Consider the following 4,853-nt stretch of genomic DNA (forward strand, 5'->3'; position numbering starts at 1 on the left):
GCACTGCCACCCGGGCGGCGAGCACCGGGGCGGCGCCGGCGTCGGCCAGCTCGTCCCGCAGCGCGCGGGCGCGGTCGCCGGCGGCGCCCGGCCGGGCCAGCCACGTGCCCGGGTCCAGCTCGGCGCCGACGGCCGCCAGCCCGGCCGCCGCGGCGGTCAGCGCCGCGGAGCCGGGGTGCGAGCGGAGCAGGCGGTCGGCCACCCGCTCGGTCGCGGTCTGCAGCTCGGGCAGCGCCAGACGCTCCACGGCCAGCGGCACCTCGTTGCCGGCGAGACCACCGACCAGGGCCCAGACCGGGTCGAGGTCGAGGACCTGGGTGGCGACGGTGTACGCGTGCGCGGCCACCTGGGTGGGGACGCCGTGGCGCTCCTCCAGGCGCACCAGGAACCCCGGGCCCACCCGGTTGACCAGGTCGTTGGCCAGCTGGGTGGCGGTGATCTCGCGGGCCAGCGGGTGGACGGCCACCCGGTCGGGCCACCGCTCGCGCACCGCCTGCGGGAAGTAGGCCGCCAGCACACCGGCCACCGACGGGTCGTCGGGCAGGTCCCCGGCGAGCAGCTCCTCCCGGACCAGGTTCTTCGAGTGCGCCAGGAGCACCGCGGCCTCCGGCCGGGTCAGCCCGGCGCCGGCCGCCCGCAACCGCTCGACCTCCGCCTCCGACGGCAGGCCTTCGAGGTCGCGGTCGAGGCCGTGCCGTTCCAGGTCACCGATCAGCTGCGCGTGCCGGTCCAGCAGGAACGGGGCCTGGGCTGCGCACACCGACAGCGCCCGGGCCTGGAGCGCGTTGTCGGCCAGCACCGCCTCGGCCACCTCACCCTCGACCGCGCGGAGCACGGCGTCCCGCTCGGCGCGGGGCACGCCGGACAGCAGGATCTTGAGGTTGACCTCCCGGTCGGAGGTGTCCACGCCCGCGGAGTTGTCGATGAAGTCGGTGTTGAGCGCGACGCCGGCCCGGGCGGCCGCGATGCGCGCCCGCTGGGTCAGCCCGAGGTTCCCGCCCTCGCCGATGACGCGGCAGCGCAGCTCCCCCGCCGTGATGCGGACGGCGTCGTTGGCGCGGTCGCCGACCTGCGCGTCGGTCTCCCCCTCGGCACGGACGTAGGTGCCGATCCCGCCGTTCCACAGCAGGTCGACCGGCGCCCGCAGCACCGCCCGCACCAGCTCGGCCGGCGACAGCTCCTCGGCGTCCACGCCGAGACGGGCCCGGACCTGCGGCGGGAGCGGCACCGTCTTGGCGTCCCGCCGGTGCACGCCACCACCCGGCGACAGGGCCGCGCGGTCGTAGTCGTCCCACGACGAGCCCGGCAGGCCGAACAGCCGCCGCCGTTCGGCGGCCGACCGCACCGGGTCGGGATCGGGGTCGAGGAACACGTGCCGGTGGTCGAAGGCGGCGACCAGCCGCAGCTCGTCGGAAAGCAGCATGCCGTTGCCGAAGACGTCGCCGGACATGTCGCCGACGCCCACGGCCGTCAGCGGTCCGTCGGGGTCGACCCCCAGCTCGCGGAAGTGCCGGCGCACCGACACCCACGCGCCGCGGGCGGTGATGCCCATGGCCTTGTGGTCGTAGCCGCTGGAACCACCGGAGGCGAACGCGTCGCCCAGCCAGTAGCCACGCCGCTCGGCCACCTCGTTGGCCAGGTCGGAGAACGTCGCCGTCCCCTTGTCCGCCGCGACCACGAGGTAGGGGTCGGGGCCGTCGTGGACCACGGTGCGCGCCGGGTGGACGACGTCGGCACCCGCGCGGTCGTCGGTCACGTCCAGCAGCGCGCCCACGAAGGTCCGGTAGGCCTCGGCCACCCGCTGCTGGACCGCCGCACGGTCGAGCCCGCGCAGGTCGCCGCGGACCACGAAGGCGCCCTTGGCCCCGGCCGGCACGATGACCGCGTTCTTCACCATCTGCGCCTTCACCAGGCCCAGCACCTCGGTGCGGAAGTCCTCGGGACGCTCGGACCAGCGCAGCCCACCCCGGGCGACGCGGGCCCCGCGCAGGTGCAGGCCCTCCATCAGCGGCGAGCAGACGAACGTCTCGACCGCCGGCCGGGGCGCGGGCAGCAGGTCCAGGTCGGCCGAGGCGATCTTCAGGGCCAGGGCCGGTCGTGGCGCCCCGGTCGCGTCCACCTGGTAGCGGTTGGTGCGCACCACGGCGGAGAGCACGTCGCGCAGGCCCCGCAGGATGCGGTCCTGGTCGAGGCTCGTGGTCCGGGTGAGCAGCTCGGCGAGGTGGTCGGCCGCCGACGCCGCCACCGCCGGGTCGGCGGCGTCCGGATCGTGCCGCGCGGCGAAGTGCGCCAGCAGGGCACGGGCGAACTCGGGTGCGGCGAGGACGGTCTCCTCGACGTAGCCGCGGGACAGCCCGAGCCCCACCTGGGCCAGGTAGCGGCACGCGGCGCGCAGGACGGCGACGTCGCGGACCGGCAGGCCCACGCCGACGGTGAGCCGGGAGAGCCCGTCGAGCTCGGTCTCCCCCGCCCAGGCCGCGGCCAGGGCCTGCTCCAGGCGGGGCAGCGCGGTGGCCGCCGCCGTCCCGGGCGGGAGGAGCAGCTCCAGGTGGGTGGCCGGCGCGTCGTCGTCCCCGGGGACGGCGACGGCGTCGGCCACCCGGACGCCGAGCCGGTCGAAGACCGGCACGACGTCGGCCAGCAGCGGCCGGTCGGCCGGCCAGGTGACCAGGCCGGCCACCCGGCCGTCGCGGGCCGGCCCCTGGGGGCGGAGCGTCAGCCGGCGGACAGCACCGGCCGCCGGCGCGCTCACTTCCCGACGTGGGCGTCGAAGGCGGCGTCGAGGACGTCGAGCGCCTCGGCGAGCAGGTCCTGCCCGATCACCAGCGGGGGCAGGAAGCGCAGCACGTTGCCGTACGTCCCGGCGGTCAGGACGAGGACGCCCTCGGCGTGGCAGGCCTTCGAGACGGCGTACATCAGCGCGGCGTCCGGCTCGTTCGTCCCGGGCTTGACCACCTCGAGGGCGAGCATGGCGCCCCGCCCGCGGACGTCGCCGATCGCCCCGGTGCGCTCCTGCAGGGCGCGCAGCCGCGGCAGCATGGTCGCCTCGATGGCGCGGGCCGCACCGTTGAGGTCCTGCGCCTCCATGAGGCGGATGTTGGCCAGCGCGGCGGCGCAGGCCACCGGGTTGCCGCCGTAGGTGCCCCCGAGCCCGCCGGTGTGCACGGCGTCCAGGAGCTCCGCGCGGCCGGTGAGCGCGGCCAGCGGCATGCCGGCGGCGATGCCCTTGGCGGTGGTGATCAGGTCGGGGACGACCTGCTCGTGGTCGGAGGCGAACCAGGAGCCGGTGCGGCAGAAACCGGTCTGCACCTCGTCGGCGATGAAGACCGCACCCGAGCGCGTGCACCAGTCGGCGAGGGCCGGCAGGAAGCCCGGAGCGGGCACGACGAAGCCGCCCTCGCCCTGGATCGGCTCGATGAGGACGGCGGCGACGTTCTCCGCGCCGATCTGCGTCTCGATGAGGGCGAACGCGCGCGCGGCGGCCTGCTCGCCGGTCATGCCGGGCTCGTCGCGGTACGGGTAGGACATCGGCACCCGGTAGATCTCGCCGGCGAAGGGCCCGAACCCGTGCTTGTAGGGCATGTTCTTCGCCGTCAGCGCCATCGTCAGGTTGGTGCGGCCGTGGTAGGCGTGGTCGAAGACGACGACGGCGGAGCGGCCGGTGGCCACACGGGCCACCTTGACGGCGTTCTCGACGGCCTCGGCGCCGGAGTTGAACAGCGCCGAGCGCTTCTCGTGGTCGCCGGGGGTGAGCCGGTCGAGCTCCTCGGCCACGGCGACGTAGCCCTCGTACGGGCCGACCATGAAGCAGGTGTGGAGGAACGAGGCGGCCTGGGCCTGGATGGCCGCCACGACCTCGGGCGCGGCGTGGCCGACGCTGGTGACCGCGATGCCGGAGCCCATGTCGATGAAGGAGTTGCCGTCGACGTCGACGATCACGCCGCCACCGGCCCGCTCGACGTAGACCGGCAGGACGCTGCCCACGGCGGAGGTGACCGCGGCGGCACGACGGGCGGCCAGCTCGCGGGATCGGGGGCCGGGGACCTCGGTGACCAGCCGCCGCTCCTGGGCGACGGTGTCGGGGCCGGTGAGCAGGTCGGTCATCGCTGTCTCCTCGTGGTGCGGCCTCCCCCGACGGGGGAGGTTGCCGATGCCCAGGGTGGGTGGCGCAAGTCTCCCCCGGTACCGTCCGAATCGGCACTCCGGGCGATCCCGGGTGTCCAGATCGTCGAGAGGACCGCCCGTGCCCGTCTCCGTGGCGACGCTGCTGGGCACCGGGTCCCTGGGGCTGACGCTGCACACGCCCCGCGCGCCGGTCGACCGGGCGATCTCCTGGGTCCACGTCAGCGAGCTGGCCGACCCGACGCCGTTCCTCGAGGGCGGCGAGCTGCTGCTGACCACCGGCCTCGCCCTCGCGCCGGAAGGGACCGCGGCGTACGTCCGCCGGCTGGCCGAGGCCGGCGTGGTGGGGCTCGGCCTCGGCACGGGCCTCAGCCACGCGGAGGTGCCGGCCGGGCTGGTCGCGTCCGCCGACGAGCACGGGCTGGCGGTCCTCGAGGTGCCCCGGCAGACACCCTTCATCGCCCTGTCCCGGACGGTCTCCAGCGCGCTGGCCGCCGAGGAGTACGCGGCGGTGACCCGCACCTCGACGGTGCAGCGGGAGCTGACCCGCGCCGCCGTGGCCCCCGGCGCCCCGGGCACCATCGTCGACCGGCTGGCGCGGCACCTGGGCGGCTGGGCGCTGCTGCTCGACGCCGCCGGAACCGCGGTCGAGGCAGCGCCGCGGTCGGCCCGCGGGCGCGCCGGTGCGCTCCGCCCGGCGGCCGACCGGCTGCGCACGGCGCGCCCTCCCG

Annotated in this window: 3 protein-coding genes; 1 reads left to right on the top strand and 2 read right to left on the bottom strand. The window is 76.3% G+C overall.

What is annotated here, in order from left to right:
• Positions 1 to 2,752: NAD-glutamate dehydrogenase domain-containing protein (locus C5507_RS21795; RefSeq protein ID WP_104530575.1), on the bottom strand; the 2,752-nt coding region annotated here is incomplete at its 3' end.
• The gene (gene gabT, locus C5507_RS21800) at positions 2,749 to 4,104 is read right to left on the bottom strand and encodes a 4-aminobutyrate--2-oxoglutarate transaminase (protein ID WP_104530576.1); all 1,356 of its coding nucleotides are present in this window, start codon (positions 4,102 to 4,104) and stop codon (positions 2,749 to 2,751) included. The genes C5507_RS21795 and gabT, both read right to left, overlap by 4 nt.
• Before the next feature lie 139 nt (positions 4,105 to 4,243).
• On the opposite strand from gabT, the gene C5507_RS21805 reads away from it, so the two are divergent.
• Positions 4,244 to 4,853: PucR family transcriptional regulator ligand-binding domain-containing protein (locus tag C5507_RS21805; RefSeq protein WP_211295542.1), on the top strand; the 610-nt coding region annotated here is incomplete at its 3' end.

The sequence above is a fragment of the Blastococcus saxobsidens genome, assembly GCF_002938435.1.
In the GTDB taxonomy this organism is placed as follows: domain Bacteria; phylum Actinomycetota; class Actinomycetes; order Mycobacteriales; family Geodermatophilaceae; genus Blastococcus; species Blastococcus saxobsidens.